Origin of the sequence: Streptomyces sp. NPDC004610, from assembly GCF_040609715.1 — a bacterium.
In the GTDB taxonomy this organism is placed as follows: domain Bacteria; phylum Actinomycetota; class Actinomycetes; order Streptomycetales; family Streptomycetaceae; genus Streptomyces.
Window position 1 is genome coordinate 29,561 of record NZ_JBEXLA010000002.1, and the last position, 17,118, is coordinate 46,678.

The 17,118-nt window shown below is 71.9% G+C and carries 17 protein-coding genes; 11 read left to right on the forward strand and 6 right to left on the reverse strand.

Going from position 1 to position 17,118, the window contains the following annotated elements; genetic code table 11:
* Positions 1 to 218: 218 nt before the first annotated feature.
* Positions 219 to 1,019 (reverse strand): histidinol-phosphatase, encoded by an 801-nt coding sequence (gene hisN, locus ABZX40_RS02250; protein ID WP_355749097.1) that lies wholly within the window; start codon positions 1,017 to 1,019, stop codon positions 219 to 221.
* Between the two features lie 195 nt (positions 1,020 to 1,214).
* Between hisN and ABZX40_RS02255 the strand changes: the two genes are divergently transcribed.
* On the forward strand, positions 1,215 to 1,826 hold the full coding sequence (locus ABZX40_RS02255; protein WP_355749100.1) for a TetR/AcrR family transcriptional regulator: 612 nt from the start codon (positions 1,215 to 1,217) through the stop codon (positions 1,824 to 1,826).
* Positions 1,827 to 1,937: 111 nt separating this feature from the next.
* Here ABZX40_RS02255 and ABZX40_RS02260 read toward each other — a convergent pair whose 3' ends face one another.
* The 4 genes from ABZX40_RS02260 to ABZX40_RS02275 all read right to left on the reverse strand — a co-directional run bounded on the left by ABZX40_RS02260 (position 1,938) and on the right by ABZX40_RS02275 (position 5,657).
* Positions 1,938 to 2,261, reverse strand: coding sequence for a multidrug efflux SMR transporter (locus ABZX40_RS02260; protein WP_355749103.1), 324 nt, complete (start codon positions 2,259 to 2,261; stop codon positions 1,938 to 1,940).
* A 168-nt stretch (positions 2,262 to 2,429) separates the two neighbouring features.
* Positions 2,430 to 3,440: a ribosome small subunit-dependent GTPase A gene (rsgA, locus tag ABZX40_RS02265; RefSeq protein ID WP_355749106.1), complete on the reverse strand. Its 1,011-nt coding sequence runs from the start codon at positions 3,438 to 3,440 to the stop codon at positions 2,430 to 2,432.
* Positions 3,441 to 3,450: 10 nt separating this feature from the next.
* Positions 3,451 to 4,782, reverse strand: a complete 1,332-nt coding sequence (gene aroA, locus ABZX40_RS02270; RefSeq protein WP_355749109.1) for a 3-phosphoshikimate 1-carboxyvinyltransferase — start codon at positions 4,780 to 4,782, stop codon at positions 3,451 to 3,453.
* A 152-nt stretch (positions 4,783 to 4,934) separates the two neighbouring features.
* Positions 4,935 to 5,657, reverse strand: coding sequence for a M50 family metallopeptidase (locus ABZX40_RS02275; protein ID WP_355749112.1), 723 nt, complete (start codon positions 5,655 to 5,657; stop codon positions 4,935 to 4,937).
* Between the two features lie 50 nt (positions 5,658 to 5,707).
* Here ABZX40_RS02275 and ABZX40_RS02280 point away from each other — a divergent pair, with 50 nt between their 5' ends.
* The 10 genes from ABZX40_RS02280 to ABZX40_RS02325 all read left to right on the forward strand — a co-directional run bounded on the left by ABZX40_RS02280 (position 5,708) and on the right by ABZX40_RS02325 (position 16,084).
* A complete protein-coding gene (locus ABZX40_RS02280) occupies positions 5,708 to 6,523 on the forward strand; it encodes an SOS response-associated peptidase (protein WP_355749115.1) in 816 nt (271 codons plus the stop codon).
* A gap of 223 nt (positions 6,524 to 6,746) precedes the next feature.
* Positions 6,747 to 7,457 (forward strand): alpha/beta family hydrolase, encoded by a 711-nt coding sequence (locus ABZX40_RS02285; RefSeq protein WP_355749118.1) that lies wholly within the window; start codon positions 6,747 to 6,749, stop codon positions 7,455 to 7,457.
* 259 nt (positions 7,458 to 7,716) lie between these two features.
* Entirely contained in the window at positions 7,717 to 8,400 is a 684-nt protein-coding gene (sigR, locus tag ABZX40_RS02290; protein WP_355749121.1) for an RNA polymerase sigma factor SigR, read from the forward strand.
* Entirely contained in the window at positions 8,397 to 8,708 is a 312-nt protein-coding gene (rsrA, locus tag ABZX40_RS02295) for a mycothiol system anti-sigma-R factor (protein ID WP_355749124.1), read from the forward strand. Before sigR ends, rsrA begins: the two co-directional genes overlap by 4 nt.
* 149 nt (positions 8,709 to 8,857) lie before the next feature.
* Complete coding sequence (locus tag ABZX40_RS02300; RefSeq protein ID WP_355749126.1) at positions 8,858 to 10,186, forward strand: HD-GYP domain-containing protein; 1,329 nt, start codon at positions 8,858 to 8,860, stop codon at positions 10,184 to 10,186.
* 35 nt (positions 10,187 to 10,221) lie between these two features.
* Positions 10,222 to 11,448 (forward strand): HD domain-containing protein, encoded by a 1,227-nt coding sequence (locus tag ABZX40_RS02305; protein WP_355749179.1) that lies wholly within the window; start codon positions 10,222 to 10,224, stop codon positions 11,446 to 11,448.
* Between the two features lie 149 nt (positions 11,449 to 11,597).
* Positions 11,598 to 12,578: a hypothetical protein gene (locus ABZX40_RS02310; RefSeq protein WP_355749129.1), complete on the forward strand. Its 981-nt coding sequence runs from the start codon at positions 11,598 to 11,600 to the stop codon at positions 12,576 to 12,578.
* Between the two features lie 121 nt (positions 12,579 to 12,699).
* Entirely contained in the window at positions 12,700 to 13,350 is a 651-nt protein-coding gene (gene def, locus ABZX40_RS02315; RefSeq protein ID WP_355749132.1) for a peptide deformylase, read from the forward strand.
* A 344-nt stretch (positions 13,351 to 13,694) separates the two neighbouring features.
* The gene (locus ABZX40_RS02320) at positions 13,695 to 14,711 is read left to right on the forward strand and encodes a multidrug MFS transporter (protein ID WP_355749182.1); all 1,017 of its coding nucleotides are present in this window, start codon (positions 13,695 to 13,697) and stop codon (positions 14,709 to 14,711) included.
* Positions 14,708 to 16,084 carry a cytochrome P450 gene (locus ABZX40_RS02325; protein WP_355749136.1) on the forward strand — a complete coding sequence of 459 codons (1,377 nt, stop codon included), beginning with the start codon at positions 14,708 to 14,710 and terminating at the stop codon, positions 16,082 to 16,084. The genes ABZX40_RS02320 and ABZX40_RS02325 overlap by 4 nt, the downstream gene beginning before the upstream one ends.
* A 32-nt stretch (positions 16,085 to 16,116) precedes the next feature.
* Here the strand turns inward: ABZX40_RS02325 and ABZX40_RS02330 are convergent, their stop codons facing one another.
* Positions 16,117 to 17,082, reverse strand: a complete 966-nt coding sequence (locus ABZX40_RS02330) for a helix-turn-helix domain-containing protein (RefSeq protein WP_355749139.1) — start codon at positions 17,080 to 17,082, stop codon at positions 16,117 to 16,119.
* Between the last annotated feature and the right edge of the window lie 36 nt (positions 17,083 to 17,118).

Sequence of the window (17,118 nt, forward strand, 5' to 3'; positions counted from 1 at the left end):
GGATCCCCGCCCCCTGTGGGACCGATGTGGTTCATCGGGTCACCGGTCTATCCGGTTCATGTGCTGATGCGGTTCATTCGTTCATCGTTTCACAAATTCACAAGGGTGGGTGCCTTCAGAGTCGCAGGCAAAGGGGGAGTCAACAAGGGGGCGCGCACCGCCCGCCGCGGGGCGCGTGGAGTCACGAAGGGTGGGAGTGGCGGCGGGGGCGCAGGGGGTCAGCGGCGATTGTTGAGGTAGCCGAGCAGTTCGTCGTGGAGCGGGCCGTTGGAGGCGGCGGCGTTGCCGCTGTGCGGGCCGGGGCGCCCGTCGAGCCCGGTGAAGGTGCCGCCCGCCTCGGTGACGATGATCGCGTTCGCCGCCATGTCCCACAGCGACAGCTCCGGCTCGGCGCACAGATCGACCGCGCCCTCGGCCACCATCATGTACGGCCAGAAGTCGCCGTACGCGCGGGTGCGCCACACCTGCCGGGTCAGATCGAGGAACCCGGCCAGCCGCCCCTGCTCCTCCCAGCCGGACAGCGAGGAGTACGCGAAGGAGGCGTCCGCGAGCGTGGAGACGGCGGAGACATGGATCCGGCCGGCGGAGGTGAGACTGCGGCCGGTGAAGGCCCCGTGCCCCAGCGCCGCCCACCAGCGACGGCCCAGCGCGGGTGCCGAGACCAGCCCCACGACGGGCCGGTAGCCGCCCTCGGCCGCCTCGATCAGGGAGATCAGCGTCGCCCAGACCGGCACGCCCCGCACATAGTTCTTGGTCCCGTCGATCGGGTCGATCACCCAGCGGCGCGGACCGGTGCCCTCGATGCCGAACTCCTCGCCGAGCACCGCGTCCCGGGGCCGGGCGCGCTGGAGCTGACCGCGGATCAGCTCCTCGGCGGCCTTGTCGGCCTCGCTCACCGGGGTCATGTCCGGCTTGGTCTCCACCTTGAGGTCGAGCGCCTTGAACCGTTCCATGGTGGTCGCGTCCGCCGCGTCCGCGAGGACGTGGGCGAGCCGGAGATCGTCGAGATAGTCGGGCATACCCGCACGCTATCTGCCGGGGAGGGCTGCGGGCCACGGGGGGCGGGCGCGGCGGGGCGTGTCACGCGGATCACCCGGGACGGGCAACGGGCTCGCCCGGAGGGTCCGTTCCCGGGGTGCCCGCGCTGCGCGGACCCTTGACACCTCACCCCGGCGCGTCAAATCTGTGCGGGAGTGTCGATCCCATGGGAGGCGATGATGCCTGCTGCTCGGGAATCCCTGCTCGACGCCGCCTACACCGCGCTCGCCCGGCGGCCCTGGCCCGCGGTGCGGATGGTGGATGTGGCCGCGGCGGCCGGGGTGTCCCGGCAGACGCTCTACAACGAGTTCGGCAGCAAGGACGGTCTGGCCCGCGCCCTGGTCCGCCGCGAGGCCGACGGCTATCTCGCCGGGGTGGAACGCGCGCTGGCCACCCCGCTCGACGCCCGGGAGCGGCTCACCGCCACCGCCGAGTGGACCACCCTGGCCGCCCGGAAGAACGCGCTGGTCAAAGCCATGCTCACCGGATGCTGGAGCGAACGGCTGCCCACCCCGTCCCTCGCCGCCGTGCCCTCGTCCTCGGCCGTCCCCGCCCAGCGCCGGGCCGATGGTCCGCTGCCCTCACCCGGGGACTTCGTGACCCTGGTCCGGGACCGGGCCGTCGCCGTCCTGTCCACCGCCCACCACAGCCACCCCGGCGACCCCGCCGAACTGGCCCGCTCCTGCGAACTGGCGGTGCGGCTCGCGCTGTCCTGCGTGGCCGCGCCCCCCGGGGAGGGCGGGGTCGCCGGGCTCATCCGGGGCGCGCTGTCCCGCCAGGGCGGCTGAGGACACCGCGACGGAACCCGGTCCGCCCGAGCCGCCGAAGCTCAGTCCGCCGAGCCGCTGCAACGCGGTCCGCCCGAGCCGCCGAAACTCAGCCCGCCGAGCCGCCGCGACTCAGTGCGCCGACCCCGACAGCTGGAGGCCGATGACCCCTATGACCACCAGGCTGATCGAGACGATCTTCAGGGTGGAGACCAGATCGCCGAGGAAGACCATCCCGTAGATCGCGGTACCGGCCGCGCCGATCCCGGTCCACACCGCGTACGCCGGGCCCACGTCCAGCTTCTTCAGGGCCAGGGTGAGCAGACCGAAGCTGCCCAGCGCGAAGACGCAGAAGGCGACGGTCGGCCAGAGCCTGGTGAAGCCGTGGGACAGCTTCAGACAGACCGCGAAGCCCGTTTCGAGCAGCCCCGCGACGATGACCAGCAGCCACGCCATGTGCAATCCTCCCGTAACTCCGCGTTCCGTGACCTTCTGTGACCGCTTGTCAGATGTGTTCGGCCGTGCTCGGGTGTGGTCGGATGTATTCGGCTTTTTTCGGGCTTGGGGTACGGCTGTTGCGATTATGCCCTTACCGGACCTTGAAGGGATCAAACAACGCCAAGGTCAGTCACCTTCCCGGCGCTCCCGGGTGGCCAGCAGCCGGCGCAGCGAGTAGAGCCGGGCCGGATCCGCGTGACCCTCGGCGACCCACTCGTCCAGCGCGCAGTCCGGCTCGTCGTGGCTGCACGCGCGCGGGCAGTTCACGGTGCCGGGCTCCAGGTCGGGGAAGGCGAGGATGACCCGGGAGGGATCGATGTGGGCCAGGCCGAAGGACCGCAGGCCCGGGGTGTCGATCACCCATCCGCCGGAACCGGCCAGGGGCAGGGCGAGGGCCGAGGTGGTGGTGTGCCGGCCGCGGCCGGTCACCGCGTTGACATGGCCGGTCAGCCGTCGCCGGTCGGCCGGGACCAGCGCGTTGACCAGGGTGGTCTTGCCGACGCCGGAGTGCCCGATGAACGCCGTCACCTTCCCGGCCAAGTGCTCCGCGACCCGCTCCACCGCCGCCCCGCTCTCCAGCTCCTCCCGGCTGGTCACGACGAACGGGATGTCCAGGTCGCCGTACAGCTCCCGCAGGGTGTCCGGGGAGCCCAGGTCCGACTTGGTCATCACCAGGACCGGTTCGAGACCGCCGTCGTACGCCGCCACCAGGCAGCGGTCGATCAGGCGGGGGCGTGGCTCGGGGTCGGCGAGGGCGGTGACGATCGCCAGCTGATCGGCGTTCGCGACGACCACCCGCTCATAGGGGTCGTCGTCGTCCGCCGTGCGGCGCAGCACCGAGGTGCGCTCCTCGATGCGGACGATCCGGGCCAGGGTGTCCTTCGTGCCGGAGAGATCGCCGACCAGGGCCACCCGGTCGCCGACCACGGCCGCCTTGCGGCCCAGTTCACGGGCCTTCATCGCCAGCACCGTGCGGTCCTCGACCAGACAGGTCAGCCGGCCCCGGTCGACCGTGAGGACCATGCCCTCGGCCGCGTCCTCGTGCTTGGGGCGGATATGGGTGCGCGGCCGGTTGCCCTTGCGGTTGGGGCGCGAGCGGATGTCGTCCTCGTCGGTGTGCTTGCCGTAGCGGCGCATGGCGTGGTCCCTACGCCCCGAGCATCCCGGTCCACAGTTCGGGGAAGTCCGGCAGGGTCTTCGCCGTCGTCGCCACGTTCTCGATCCGTACGTCCTTCACCGCCAGGCCGATGATCGCGCCCGCGGTGGCCATCCGGTGGTCCTCGTAGGTGTGGAAGATCCCGCCGTGCAGCGGGCGCGGGCGGATGCGCAGTCCGTCGGCGGTCTCGGTGACATCGCCGCCGAGTTCGTTGATCTCCTTGGTGAGCGCGGCCAGCCGGTCCGTCTCGTGCAGCCGCAGATGGGCCACCCCGCGCAGGGTGGAGGGGGAGTCGGCCAGCGCCGCGACCGCCGCGATCCCGGGGGTCAGCTCACCGACCTCACCCAGGTCCACGTCCACCCCGTGGATGGCACCGGATCCGGTGAACTCCAGTCCGTAGTCGGTCAGTTCGCAGGCGCCGCCCATCTCGGTGAAGATCTCCCGCAGCCGGTCGCCCGGCTGGGTGGTGCGGGCCGGCCAGTCCGGGATGGTCACCTTGCCGCCGGTCACCAGCGCCGCCGCCAGGAACGGCTGGGCGTTGGACAGATCCGGCTCGATGGTCAGATCGCGGCCGAGCAGCGCGCCCGGCGTCACCCGCCAGACATTGGGCTCGCCGCCCGCCTCCGGGGTGTCCACCTGGGCGCCGACCGCGCGCAGCATGTCCACCGTCATCCGGATGTGCGGCAGCGACGGCAGGGTGGAGCCGATGTGCCGGACCTCCACCCCCTGGTTGAAGCGCGGGGCGGACAGCAGCAGCGCGGAGACGAACTGCGACGACGAGGATGCGTCGACCTCCACCGGCCCGCCGTCCAGCGCCCCCGAGCCCTGCACGGTCAGCGGCAGCGCGCCCCGCCCCTCGTCGTCGATCCGGGCGCCCAGCGCCCGCAGGGCGTCGATCACGCCGTGCAGGGGACGCTCGTAGGAGCGGGGGTCGCCGTCGAAGCGGACGGGGCCGTCGGCGAGGGTGGCGACCGGCGGCAGGAACCGCATCACCGTGCCCGCGTTGCCGACATCGACGGTGGCGTCGCCGCTCAGCCCGGCCGGGAGCACCCGCCATGCCTCGCCGGAGCCCCCCGCGACCGAGGAACTGGACGACACCGTCTCCTCGATGCCCACGCCCATTGCGCGCAGGGCACCGGCCATCAGCAGCGTGTCGCGGGAGCGGAGCGGGCGGCGCAGCCAGCCGGGCTCGGAGGCGAGGGCGGCGAGCACCAGGGCGCGATTGGTGACCGACTTGGACCCCGGCACGTGGACCGTCGCGTCGACGGCTCCGCTCGCGTGCGGGGCGGGCCAGAGGGCGGTGTGCGTGGTGTTGGGGGCCATACACCCACCTTATAAGGGGTGGGGTGGGCGGTGTTTTGCCTCCACGGCGGGGCGGGGAGGGATCGTCGGTATCTGTCCCGGGAATCTGCCGGGGGAACGGTCACGGCAGTCCGTCACGTCGTCCGCCGGCCCGTCCCCCGCCCCCGCGTCGCTCACACCTCCAGCAGCCACCGCCCGCCGCCGATCAGCGAGCACAGCGACACCGCGTGGAACAGGAAGAACCACAGCCCCGCCGGGACATGGGTGAGCCGGGAGAGCTGGTCCGCGTCCGAGTCGCCCGCGCCGCCGCGCGAGCGCTTGGCCTGGAGCTCGAAGGCCGGGCGCACCCCGCCCACCAGCAGGAACCACACCACCGCGTACGCGAAGGCGGCCTGCACCTGGGGCCCGGCCAGCCAGGACACCAGCAGGAACGCGGCCCCGCTGACGAACACCGTCAGCACGCCGTACGCGTTGCGGATCATCACCAGCATCGCCAGCAGCAGGCCCGTCGCCAGCCACAGCAGCAGGGTGATCCGGCCGGAGCCGAGCAGGGCGGCGCCGCCGAGCCCGAGCAGCGGCGGGGCGGTGTAGCCGGCGGCGGCGGTGAGGATCATGCCGATGCCGTGCGGCTTGCCCCGGCTCACGGTCAGCCCGCTGGTGTCCGAGTGCAGCCGGATGGCGGTGAGCGTGCGCCCGGTCAGCAGGGCGACCAGCCCATGGCCGCCCTCGTGGGCGATGGTGATCGCGTTCCGGGATATCCGCCAGGGGACGTGCGGGACGACGACCACGAGGGCGAGCAGCAGGGTCCCGATCACCACCCAGAGGTCGGGGGCGGGCTGGGTGCCGGTGAGCTGGTCCCAGAGGGAGGCGGCTGAGGTGGTGTCCGTGGTGCCCATGTTTCCGGGGCGCTCCCTGTCTCCCTGGCCGATCTGGCAGTGTGGCACGTATGTGCGGACGGTATGCATCGAGTCGTAGGCCCGAGGATCTCGCAGGAATCTTTGAGGTCGAGAAGTGGGAGCCGGAGGAGACCCTCGCGCCCGACTACAACGTCGCCCCGACCAAAGAGGTCTACGCGGTCCTGGACCGTGCCCTCAAAGACGCGGAGGACCCTCGTCCGGTTCGCCAGCTCCGCAAGCTGAAGTGGGGACTGGTGCCGTCCTGGGCCAAGACCCCCGAGGGCGGCGCCCGGATGATCAACGCCCGCGCGGAGACCGTGCACGAGAAGCCGTCCTTCCGCCGCGCCTTCGCCACCCGCCGCTGCATCCTGCCCGCCGACGGCTACTACGAGTGGGTCACCGGCAAGGACGAGCGGGAGCTGGAGGTCGAGGGCAGGAAGAAGCGGCCCCGCAAGCAGCCCTACTTCGTGCTCCCCGCCGACGGCTCGGTCTTCGCGATGGCGGGGCTGTACGAGTTCTGGCGCGACCGCACCCTGCCCGACGAGCACCCGGGGGCCTGGTGGGTGACCTGCTCGGTGATCACCACCGAGGCGGAGACGAGCCCCCTCGCCGTGTCCCCGGCCGACGGGCCCCACGTGCTCGCCGAGATCCACCCCCGGATGCCGCTGATGCTCACCCCGGACCGCTGGGACGACTGGCTGGACCCGACCCGCACCGACCCCGAGGACCTGCGCTCCCTGCTGGCCCCGCCACCGCCCGGCCTGATGCGCGCCTACCCGGTCTCCACCGCCGTCAGCAACGTCCGCAACAACGGCCCGGAACTGCTGAAGGAACTCGCCGCCCCCGAGGAGGGCACGCTGTTCTGACCGCCCGGTGAGGGAAGATCACCGGAGGCGACGGACACGGCGGCGAGAGAACGAACGGACAGCCGCCGACGATGACCAGCGGCGACGCAACGAACGGACCGTCGCCCAGGCCCGACGGCGACGGAAGGAACGCACCGCCGCCGCCCAGGCCCGGCGACGACGCAACGAACGGACAGCCGCCGCCCACGCCCAGCAACGACGCAACGAACGGACAGGCACCGGCATGACCGACGGCGACGACACCCCCGACAGCCCCGGCACCCCCGACAGCCCTGGCACCCCCGACACCCCCCAGACCGTCGAGACCGTCGAGACCGTAGGTACCGACGCCGGTCCCGCCCGGATCACCTGGCACCCGGCGCGCGCGGAGCGCCTGGTGCTCGCCGTCAGCCATGGCGCGGGCGGCGGCATCGGCGCCCGCGACCTCGTGGCCCTCGCCGCCGTCCTGCCGGCCCACGGCGTGACCGTCGCCCTGGTGGAGCAGCCCTGGCGGGTCGCCGGGAAGAAGGTCGCCCCGGCCCCGAAGACCCTGGACACCGGTTGGCGGGGCCTGTGGCCGGCCCTCGCCGCGCGCGGGCTGCCGGTGATCGCCGGGGGCCGCAGCGCGGGCGCCCGGGTCGCCTGCCGTACGGCCCTGGAACTGGGCGCCGCCGCCGTGCTCGCGCTCAGCTTCCCGCTGCACCCGCCGGGCAGGCCGGAGAAGTCCCGCGCCGGTGAGCTGCTCGGCGCCGGGGTGCCCACCCTGGTCGTCCAGGGCGGGAACGACCCCTTCGGCCGCCCCGCCGAGTTCCCGCCCGGCGGTGCCTACACCCTGGTCGAGGTGCCGTACGCCGATCATGGGCTCGCGGTGCCGAAGGCGGCCCCGCTCAGCCAGGGCGAGGCAGTGACGATCGTCACGGACCGGGTGGTGGAGTGGGCACAGGGGCTGCGCTGACGGGCGGGGGAATGCCCGTGCTTTGCCAGCTGTTGAAGGCGGACAGAAGGGCCGGGGCACCGGCGCCGAGAGCCTAGGAGAGGAAGTCCGCCGCATGGGTTCGACCACCGTCCCGAGCCGCGCTTCGCAGTCCGACCTGGAGTGGACGGTGCTGCACACCCCCAAGACCGCTCCGATTCGAGCGGCGGGCGGACCGGATCGTCGTCTATCCTCCGATTCTGGTGGGACCGGGTTCGGTCCTGCCCGGAAACTTGAGGAGGTGGGTCCGGTTCCCGGTACCGACGCAGGGACCGACTACGGCCAGGCGGAGCAGCCCGAGGGCCGGGGCAGCGGCGCGGAGACGACCGCTCAGCGCAGTGCGCGCTTCGAGCGGGACGCGCTGGAATTCCTCGACCAGATGTACTCGGCGGCGCTGCGCATGACGCGCAACCCGGCCGACGCGGAGGACCTGGTGCAGGAGACCTACGCCAAGGCGTACGCGTCCTTCCACCAGTTCCGCGAGGGCACCAACCTCAAGGCGTGGCTGTACCGGATCCTCACCAACACCTTCATCAACTCGTACCGCAAGAAGCAGCGTGAACCCCAGCGCTCCGCGGCCGAGGAGATCGAGGACTGGCAGCTCGCCCGCGCCGAGTCGCACATGTCGACCGGTCTGCGCTCCGCCGAGTCGCAGGCGCTGGACCATCTGCCCGACTCGGATGTGAAGGAAGCGCTCCAGGCGATCCCCGAGGAATTCCGCATCGCCGTCTATCTCGCGGATGTCGAGGGCTTTGCCTACAAGGAGATCGCGGACATCATGGGGACACCCATCGGTACGGTGATGTCCCGGCTGCACCGGGGACGCCGTCAACTGCGCGGAATGCTGGAGGACTACGCCCGTGAGCGCGGGCTCGTCCCGGCGGGCGCCGGAGAGTCGAACGAAGCGAAAGGCTCGGGCTCATGAGCTGCGGAGAGCCGCACGAGACGGACTGCAGTGAGGTACTCGACCATCTGTACGAGTTCCTCGACAGCGAGATGCCCGACATCGACCGGGACAAGTTCCAGCAGCACTTCGAGGAGTGCTCTCCGTGCCTGGAGAAGTACGGCCTGGAGCAGGCCGTGAAGAAGCTGGTCAAGCGCTGCTGCGGCCATGACGACGTGCCCAGCGATCTGCGGGCCAAGGTGATGGGCCGGCTGGAGCTGATCCGCTCCGGACAGACCGCGCCCGAGCACGATGTGACCACCAGCAGCACCGCCGCGCAGGAGTCCTGACCCCCCGCCCCCGCGGCGCGGGGGCGTCCTGCGAGCCGCCCCGCGTCACCCGAACGTGCTAATCAACGGGTTATCCGCCCGCGTTCCCCGCCCCGCCGTCCTAGGCTCCGGAGCCTGGACAGGCATGGAGAGGCTCGGGGGAGGGCGTCATGGCGGCGAGACCGGCACAGGCCCGTGTGTACATCGCCTGTGCCGCGCTGATCGCGCTCGCCTGTCTCACCCCCGTCGCCGGACTGCGCACCCCGTGGTGGGCCGTCGCCGCCCTGGCCGTGCTGCACGCGGCGGGGGAGCGGCTCGCCCGGCGCCGCTTCGCCGGCACCTGCTACCCCGTGCTGCTCGCCGGGGCGTTTCTGCTGCCGCCGCCCGCCGCCGCGCTGGTGGTGCTGCCGGGGGCGCTGATCGCCGAGGTCGAGCAGAGCCCGCGCGGCTGGCGGCGGCTGTGGCGGGCCTCGCGGCTGGTGGTCGCCGTCTGGACCGCGACCCACGCCCACTGGACGTTCGGCGGCCGGGACGCGGTGGTCGCCTCCGACTTCCCCTACGCGCTGCTCCCGGCCGCCGCCGCCGTCCTCGCCTTCGGCCTGGTCCTCACCGCCCTCGACGGCGGCATCCTCGTGCTGGCCGAGGGCGTCCCCGCGCGGCGGGCCTGGCGCGGGCTGCTGTCCCGCTCGCTCGGGCCGATCGCCGTGCACGGACTCGCCGGGCTGATGATGGCCGTGCTGTGGCGCAGCCCCTACGGGCCGGTCGCCGCGCTGCTGGTGCTGCTGCCGATGTGCGTCTCCTGGTGGGCGTTCGCCCAGTACCACCGGGAGAGCGCCGCCCATCAGGCGACCATCCGCGCGCTGGTCCAGGCCGTCGACATCAAGGACGGCTACACCCGCGGCCACAGCGAGCGGGTCGGCCAGGCGTCGATGCTGATAGCCCGGGAACTCGGCCTGGACGAGGAGCGCGTCGAACTCATCCGCTTCGCCGGGATCCTGCACGATGTCGGCAAGCTCGGCGTCCCCACCCGGCTGCTCCGCAAGGACGGGCCGCTCACCCCCGAGGAACGCCGGGTGATCGAACTGCACCCGGAGTACGGCCACGAGATGGTGCGCGGCATCGGCTTCCTCGGCGAGGCCCGCTCCGCGATCCTCCACCACCATGAACGCCTCGACGGCAGCGGCTACCCCTACGGCCTGGCCGGCAGCCAGATCCCCGAACCCGCCCGGGTCGTCGCCGTCGCCGACGCCTTCGACGCCATGACCTCCACCCGCTCCTACAGCCGGGCCCGCCCGGTACCGGTCGCGCTCGCGGAACTGCGGCGCTGCGCGGGCGCGCAGTTCGACCCGCGGATGGTCGAGGCCCTGGTCCGGGCGCTGGGCCGGGCCCCCACCGGCGACCACCCCACCGGCTGGCACCCGGCCGTCACCTCCGACGAACCCCGCGCCCCCCGTATCTCCCTCCCGGCGGCGGTCCGCCGCCAGGGGGCGCACCGGTGACCGCGTACGCGGTGCCGGGCCGGTCGCCGGACCGGATGGCGGGCCGGGTGCTGTGCGGGCTGCTGCACGGCTACGCCGGGCTCGCCGCCTGCGTCTGTCTCGCCCTGACCCTGTGGCACGGGCTGGCGGGACGGGGGATCGCGCTGGTGTTCGGGATCCTGGTGGCCGTCGGTGAGCTGACCCGCTGGACCTGGACCGAGGACCGCGACGCCGCGCCGCTCGCCACGGCCGGGGCGCTCTCGTACGCGCTGCTCGGCTCGGTGGCCGGGACGCCGACCGAGCACGGGGTCGTCCAGGTCGTCACCGTCGTCTTCGCGGCGACCCTGGCCGGGAGCGTCCCGCACATCGCCCGCCGCCGCGGCCCGACCCTCGACCATCTCACCCGGCGCATCCTGAGCGTCGGCTTCGCCGCCGTCTGCTTCCAGCCCCTGTACCGGCAGGGGGTGTTCGACGACTGGGGCGGCCCCGGCTACGCCCTGCTGCTCACCCTGATCCTGGCCCTGACCGCGCTCTGCGACGCCGTGCTGGCCGGGGCGCTGGCGCACGCCCGCACCGGCTGGCCGTTCGGCCCGCTGCTGCGCGAGGAGCTGCGGGCGATGCGCGGGATCGGCTCGGCGGTGTGCGCGACCGGCGCGGTGATGGCGCTCGGGGTCGCCGTCGCCGGGCTGTGGGCGCTCCCGTTGTTCGCGCTGCCGCTGCTGCTGGCCCAGGTCACCTTCCGGCGCTACTCCGCCGTCCGCGCCACCTACCGCCAGACCATCGCCTCCCTCGCCCGCGCCACCGAGATCGCCGGGTACACCCCGGCCGGGCACGCCCACCGGGTCGCCGCCCTCAGCCAGGCCGTCGGCCGGGACCTCGGGCTCACCGAGCCGGAGCTGACCGTGCTGGAGTACGCGGCCCTGATGCACGACATCGGCCAGCTCAGCCTGGTCGACCCGGTCCCGGCCGGCGCCACCGCCGAGCTGCCCGCCGCGGAGCAGCGCCGGATAGCCCTGCTCGGCGGCGCGGTCGTCCGCCAGACCGGCGTCGACGCGGCCGTCGCCGCCGTGGTGGAACGCCAGGCCGACCCCTACCGCGAACAGCCGGTGGCGGCGAGGATCGTCAGGGCGGTCAACGCGTACGAGGAGAAAGCGCGGGAAGCCGGTCCCGGAGGGCCGCTCACCGCGCTGGAGGAACTGCGGCTGGCGACCGCCGGGGACTACGCCCCGGAGGTCGTGGAAGCCCTCGCCAGGGTGCTGGCCAACCAGGGCGGGACCGGGTGAGCGGGGGCCCGCACAGGGGGTCTGACCCCGGGCCCGGCTGGGTAACCCATGGGTAATGAGCGCCCTTCCAGCGGTACGTGGTTGGATGCGAGGAAGAGGGTGTCCGGGGGCTCGGCCAGCCCACCGAACGGAACTGGCAGGCGGGAATCGTGAGGATCTTCGGCAAGGGACGGCACCGGCCCTCCGCCTCCTGGCGGCAGGCCACGGACCGTGCGTTCACGCTGATCGGCGACGGCCGGTACGAGGACGCCGGAGCGCTGCTGACACGGGCGGCCGATCTGGAGCCCTGGCTGTCGGAGTCCTGGTTCAACCTGGCCCTGCTGCACAAGTTCCGGCACGACTGGGAGCAGGCGCGGGCCGCCGGGCTCCGGGCGGTCGCCCTGCTGGACCGGGAGACCGGGGCACCCGACTGGTGGAACGTCGGGATCGCCGCCACCGCCCTCCAGGACTGGCCGCTGGCCCGCCGCGCCTGGCAGGCGTACGGGCTGCACGTACCGGGCGGTGCCACCGACTCCGGTGAGCCGGTCGGCATGGATCTGGGCAGCGCGGCGGTCCGGCTGTCGCCGGAGGGCGAGGCCGAGGTGGTGTGGGGGCGGCGGCTGGATCCGGCGCGGATCGAGGTGCTGTCCATCCCGCTGCCGTCGTCGGGGCGGCGCTGGGGCGAGGTCGTCCTGCACGACGGGGTGCCGCACGGCGAGCGGACCACCTCCGCCGGGCACGCCTACCCGGTCTTCGACGAGATCGAGCTGTGGGCGCCGTCACCGGTGCCGACCTGGGTGGTGCTGCTGGACGCGGCGACCGAGGCCGACCGGGACGCGCTGGAGCAGCTGGCCGCGGACGCCGGGTTCGCGGCGGAGGACTGGTCGTCGTCGGTGCGGCTGCTGTGCCGGCTGTGCTCGGAGTCACGGATGCCGTCCGACGAGGGGGACGGGGAGCATCTGGATCCCCACGATCACAGCGAGCCGGGTCAGCCGGGGCCGCTGGGGCACCGGACGGACGGGCAGCTGTGGGTGCCGGAGCGGGAGTGCGGGGTGGCTGCGCCGGCTTCGCTGGTGCGGGGGTTGCTGGACGGGTGGGTGGCTGACTCTCCGGAGTCGCGGGACTGGCGGGATCTCGAAGAGGTGTGTTGATCTTTTGGTGCCGGGTGCGGGTCGGTGGTCGCTTCTCGCGCGGTTCCCCGCGCCCCTGAATGGCTGCGTACCCTGTGTGTGCATCTACCCCTAGTTCTTTTCAGGAAGGCGTACGTCCGTCATGGCTCAGCAGGACACCGAACAGCAGCACGTGGGCGTGCTTCCCGTCGACGCGGATGGGTTTGTCGTGGACACGGAGGGCTGCGAGGAGCGGGAGCTTGCCTACCGTGAGCGGGGGACCTCGCGGGCGATCACGGTCGTGGGCAACCCGGTGCTGCACAAGGAGTGCCGGGACGTCACCGAGTTCGACGACGCGCTGCGCACCCTGGTCGACGACATGTTCGCCAGCCAGCGCACCGCCGAGGGCGTCGGGCTCGCCGCCAATCAGATCGGCGTCGATCTGAAGGTGTTCGTGTACGACTGCCCGGACGACGAGGGCAACCGGCATGTGGGGGTGGTCTGCAACCCCGAGGTGGTGGAGCTGCCCGCGGAGCGGCGGAGCCTGGACGACAGCAACGAGGGCTGTCTCTCGGTGCCGGGGGCGTACGCGCCGCTCGCGCGGCCGGACTACGCCGAGGTGACCGGGCAGGACGAGCGGGGCAATCCGATCAAGGTGCGGGGCAGCGGATACTTCGCTCGGTGTTTGCAGCACGAGACCGACCATCTGTACGGGTACCTCTACATCGACCGGCTGTCCAAGCGGGAGCGCAAGGACGCGCTGCGGCAGATGGCCGAGAACGAGCCGCGCTACCCCGTCGTCCCCAACGACTGAGCGGCTGCCGACGGCAGCCGGACGAACGGCGCCCGACCGGGAGGGAAACCGGTCGGGCGCCGTTCGTCTGTCCGCCGTCCGGCCGATCGGGTGCCCACTCCTACTGATCCACAATCGGTCACGCAAGAGGGGATTCGGGGCATGTTGGGGTAGTGAATGGAGCAAATCCGTTCCCAGATCGGTCAGTTGTGGTGCTGAATGGGAAGTGCGGGGATACGCAACGGCGCCCGCCCGGTACTCGGGAGGGGTGTGCGCAACTGGCGGCTGAGAGGGGTTTGTTCGTGTCTTTCCCACACGGCACCACATCGACGACGACCGCGATCCCACCATCGCTCTCTCTCCCGGTGATCGAGTCGGCGTTTCCACGGCAGCTGCACCCGTATTGGCCCCGGCTCCAGGAGAAGACCCGTACCTGGCTGCTCGAAATGCGGCTCATGCCGGCCGACACAGTGGAGGAATATGCCGATGGACTTTGCTACACCGATCTCATGGCCGGGTTCTACATCGGCGCCCCGGATGACGTACTCCAGGCGATAGGCGACTACAGCACCTGGTTCTTCGTCTGGGACGACCGCCACGACCGGGACATCGTGCACCACCGCCCCGAGTCCTGGCGCCGGCTGCGGCAGCGGCTGCACGCGGCCCTCGACGCCCCCGGGGGCCATCTGCACCACAAGGATCCCCTGGTGGCGGGGTTCGCGGACAGTATGACCCGGCTGCTGTCCTTTCTGCCCGGTACCTGGAACGCGCGCTTCGTACGGCACTTCCACGCGGTCATCGAGGCGTACGACCGCGAGTTCCACAACCGCACCGAGGGGATCGTCCCCGGCGTCGAGGAATATCTCGCGCTGCGCCGGCTGACCTTCGCGCACTCGATCTGGACGGATCTGCTGGAGCCGGCCGCCGGGCTGGAACTCCCGCGCCCGGTGCGCAGACACCCGGCCTTTCGCCGGGCGGCGCTGCTCAGTCAGGAATTCGCCGCCTGGTACAACGACCTCTGCTCACTCCCCAAGGAAATAGCGGGCGCCGAGGTGCACAATCTCGGGATCAGTCTGGTCACCCATGAGGGACTGACCCTCGAAGAATCCGTCGCCGAAGTACGGCGCCGGGTCGAGGAATGTATTTCTGAATTCCTGGTCGCCGAACAGCAGGCTCTGATATTCGCCGACGAACTGGACGGCGACGGCACGGTGGTCGGAAAGGAATTCGGTGCGGCCGTCCGCGCCTGCGTCGCGAACATGCGGAACTGGTTCAGTTCCGTCTACTGGTTCCACCATGAATCCGGCCGGTACCGGGTCGACAGCTGGGACGACCGGTCCACGCCCCCGTACGTCAACAACGAAGCGGCAGGTGAGAAATGACCGTCGAGTCGGTGAGACCCGGAGCCACCGCACCCGGGCCCGAGGAACTGCGTGAACCGCCCCTCGCGGGGGGTGGGATGCCGGTGGTCGGGCACGGCCTGAAACTGGTGCGCGACCCGCTCGGCTTCATGTCCGGGCTCCGCGCCCACGGCGAGGTGGTCCGGCTGAGGCTCGGTCCCAAGACGGTGTACGCCGTCACCACCCCGGAACTGACCGGGGCGCTCGCCCTCGACCCCAACTACAAGATCGACGGCCCGCTCTGGGAGTCCCTGGAGGGCCTGCTCGGCAAGGAGGGCGTGGCCACCGCCAACGGCCCGCGCCACCGCCGCCAGCGGCGCACCATCCAGCCCGCCTTCCGGCTCGACGCCATCCCGTCCTACGGGGCGATCATGGAGGAGGAGGCCCATGCCCTGACCGAGCGCTGGCAGCCCGGCGCGACCATCGACTGCACCGGCGAGGCGTTCCGGGTCGCGGTGCGGGTGGCCGCCCGCTGTCTGCTGCGCGGGGACTACATGGACGAGCGGGCGGAGCGGTTGTGCGACGCGCTCGCGGTGGTCTTCAAGGGCATGTACCGGCGGATGGTGGTGCCGCTCGGCCCGCTCTACCGGCTACCGCTTCCGGCCAACCGGAAATTCAACCGGGCCTTGGCCGATTTGCATCTCCTGGTGGACGAGATCGTCGCCGAGCGCCGGGCCTCCGGTCAAAAGCCGGACGATTTGCTGACGGCATTGCTGTCGGCGAAGGACGAAAAGGGTGACCCCATCGGGGAACAGGAGATCCACGACCAGGTGGTCGCGATAGTCCTGCCCGGCAGTGAAACCGTGGCGTCCACGATCATGTGGCTGCTCCACATCCTCGCCGAACATCCGGAGCACGCGGACAAGGTGCGCGACGAGGTCCAATCCGTCACCGGCGGGCGCCCGGTCGCATTCGGGGACGTCCGCAAGCTGACCCACACCAACAATGTCGTCGTCGAGGCGATGCGTTTGCGTCCCGCCGTATGGATACTGACCCGCCGTGCAGTGGCGGACTCCGAACTCGGCGGGTATCGCATTCCGGCCGGTGCGGACATCGTCTACAGCCCGTACGCGGTCCAGCGCGATCCGCGGTCGTACGACGGGAACCTCTCCTTCGATCCCGACCGGTGGCTTCCCGAGCGGGCTAAGGACGTTCCGAAATTCGCCATGAGCCCGTTCAGCGTCGGCAATCGCAAGTGCCCCAGCGATCACTTCTCGATGGCCCAGCTGTCGCTGATCACGGCGGCGGTGGCCACCCGGTACCGGTTCGAGCAGGTGGCCGGTTCCGACGACACCACCCGGGTGGGCATCACCCTGCGGCCCAACCGGCTGCTGCTCACCCCGGTGGCGCGTTAGCGACCACGCGTCAGGGACCGGGGGCCAGGAGGTCAGGCGGCCTCCGGGCCCCTGAACGTGCGCCGGTAGGCGTTCGGGGTGATGCCCACCGCACGCAGGAACTGGTGCCGCATCGCCGCCGCCGAGCCGAACCCGGTGCGCGCGGCGATCCCCTCCACCGTCTCGTCCGACGCCTCCAGCAGCCGCTGGGCCAGCAGCACCCGCTGCCGCAGGATCCAGCGGTAGGGGGTGGTGCCGGTCTCCTGCTGGAAGCGGCGGGCGAAGGTGCGCGGGGACATCAGCGCCCGCGCCGCGAGCTGCTCGACCGTCATCTCCTCGGCGAGGTGCTGGTCCATCCAGGCCAGCACCTCGCCGACGGTGTCGCAGGCCGAGGCGGGCAGGGGGCGCTCGATGTACTGGGCCTGGCCGCCGTCCCGGTGCGGCGGGACCACCATCCGCCGGGCGATCCGGTTGGCGACCTCGGTGCCCTGCTCCTTGCGGACGATGTGCAGACAGGCGTCGATCCCGGCGGCGGTACCCGCCGAGGTGATCACCGGATCGTCGTCCACGTACAGCACGTCCTGCTCCACCTTGGCGCGCGGATAGCGCCGGGACAGCTCCTCGGCGTGCATCCAGTGGGTGGCGCAGCGCCGGCCGTCCAGCAGCCCGGCGGCGCCCAGCACGAAGACCCCGGAGCAGACGCTGAGCACCCGGGCGCCCCGGTCGACGGCCCGGACCAGCGCGTCCAGGAACGCGGGCGGATAGTCCCGGACGACGTACTCGTTGCCCGCCGGGACGGCGATCAGGTCGGCGCTCTCCAGCCGCTCCAGGCCGTGCTCGGTGGTCAGGGTGAAGCCGGGGACATGGGTGGTGAGGCTGGGGCCGTCGGCGGAGACCACGGCGAAGTCGTAGACCGGCAGTCCCTCCTCGCTGCGGTCCATTCCGAAGACCTCGCAGACGACCCCCAGCTCAAAGGGGTGAGCGCCGTCGAGCAGGGCGACGGCCACGTTCTTCAGCATGGTGCCAGTGTGCCGCGCCCTTGGCAGGAAATCGAG

Bases quoted from the DNA above. Each gene is read 5' to 3' on its own strand.
- hisN (WP_355749097.1), bottom strand. From the start codon at position 1,019: ATGCCCGACTATCTCGACGATCTCCGGCTCGCCCACGTCCTCGCGGAC.
- ABZX40_RS02255 (WP_355749100.1), top strand. From the start codon at position 1,215: ATGATGCCTGCTGCTCGGGAATCCCTGCTCGACGCCGCCTACACCGCG.
- ABZX40_RS02260 (WP_355749103.1), bottom strand. From the start codon at position 2,261: ATGGCGTGGCTGCTGGTCATCGTCGCGGGGCTGCTCGAAACGGGCTTC.
- rsgA (WP_355749106.1), bottom strand. From the start codon at position 3,440: ATGCGCCGCTACGGCAAGCACACCGACGAGGACGACATCCGCTCGCGC.
- aroA (WP_355749109.1), bottom strand. From the start codon at position 4,782: ATGGCCCCCAACACCACGCACACCGCCCTCTGGCCCGCCCCGCACGCG.
- ABZX40_RS02275 (WP_355749112.1), bottom strand. From the start codon at position 5,657: ATGGGCACCACGGACACCACCTCAGCCGCCTCCCTCTGGGACCAGCTC.
- ABZX40_RS02280 (WP_355749115.1), top strand. From the start codon at position 5,708: ATGTGCGGACGGTATGCATCGAGTCGTAGGCCCGAGGATCTCGCAGGA.
- ABZX40_RS02285 (WP_355749118.1), top strand. From the start codon at position 6,747: ATGACCGACGGCGACGACACCCCCGACAGCCCCGGCACCCCCGACAGC.
- rsrA (WP_355749124.1), top strand. From the start codon at position 8,397: ATGAGCTGCGGAGAGCCGCACGAGACGGACTGCAGTGAGGTACTCGAC.
- ABZX40_RS02300 (WP_355749126.1), top strand. From the start codon at position 8,858: ATGGCGGCGAGACCGGCACAGGCCCGTGTGTACATCGCCTGTGCCGCG.
- ABZX40_RS02305 (WP_355749179.1), top strand. From the start codon at position 10,222: ATGGCGGGCCGGGTGCTGTGCGGGCTGCTGCACGGCTACGCCGGGCTC.
- def (WP_355749132.1), top strand. From the start codon at position 12,700: ATGGCTCAGCAGGACACCGAACAGCAGCACGTGGGCGTGCTTCCCGTC.
- ABZX40_RS02325 (WP_355749136.1), top strand. From the start codon at position 14,708: ATGACCGTCGAGTCGGTGAGACCCGGAGCCACCGCACCCGGGCCCGAG.
- ABZX40_RS02330 (WP_355749139.1), bottom strand. From the start codon at position 17,082: ATGCTGAAGAACGTGGCCGTCGCCCTGCTCGACGGCGCTCACCCCTTT.